Consider the following 612-nt stretch of genomic DNA (forward strand, 5'->3'; position numbering starts at 1 on the left):
AGCTATTGCAGTCACAAAATTAGGATTACTAATTCTTTATGTAGTTGTTTTCTTTGAAGTAATGAAATTTATACAGAAAGAAAATGCAATTTTGGATACTGATTGTAATGCAATGTGATAAAGTCTAATTTTAAAAGAATGTAGTTTTTGCGTTTATAAAGACGAGAAAATACAATTGGTAAACAAAGAAATTGTATAGCAAGAGGGTCTGTTACAAGTGGGTGTAGAAATCAAAAGGGTTGAGGAAGGTGAAAGCGGAATGCGCTTGGATCGTTGGTTTAAGGTGCATTATCCAGGGCTTGCGTTTGGGTATCTACAAAAACTGCTGCGTTCTGGTCAGATACGCGTTGATGGCAGGCGTGTTAAAACTGATATACGTCTTGTTATAGGGCAGTCTATTCGTGTGCCGTTTTTATCTGTTGATAATAAGAAAAATAAAACAACAAAAAAGCCCTGTACTAATAGCCACAATTACCGCAATAATACCATATATAAAACTATGCTTATGCGCTGAATAAAAAATTGTATAAGCAATATGTGCTTAAACGATTTAAAGAGTTGTAGCCGCCCTATCAATAAATCCCCCATCGCGAAAAAAATAAGCTCGAGCCT

At 35.1% G+C, this 612-nt stretch carries 2 pseudogenes; one reads left to right on the top strand and one right to left on the bottom strand.

What is annotated here, in order from left to right:
* Positions 1-259 precede the first annotated feature (259 nt).
* Positions 260-431, top strand: a pseudogene (locus tag J7R13_RS08635) (RluA family pseudouridine synthase); the annotation flags it as partial.
* Here the strand turns inward: J7R13_RS08635 and J7R13_RS08640 are convergent.
* Positions 413-612 (bottom strand): annotated as a pseudogene (locus J7R13_RS08640) (TIGR02186 family protein); the annotation flags it as partial. The pseudogenes J7R13_RS08635 and J7R13_RS08640 sit on opposite strands and share 19 nt — an antisense overlap.

This window comes from Bartonella taylorii 8TBB (assembly GCF_902825155.1).
Lineage (GTDB): Bacteria > Pseudomonadota > Alphaproteobacteria > Rhizobiales > Rhizobiaceae > Bartonella > Bartonella taylorii_A.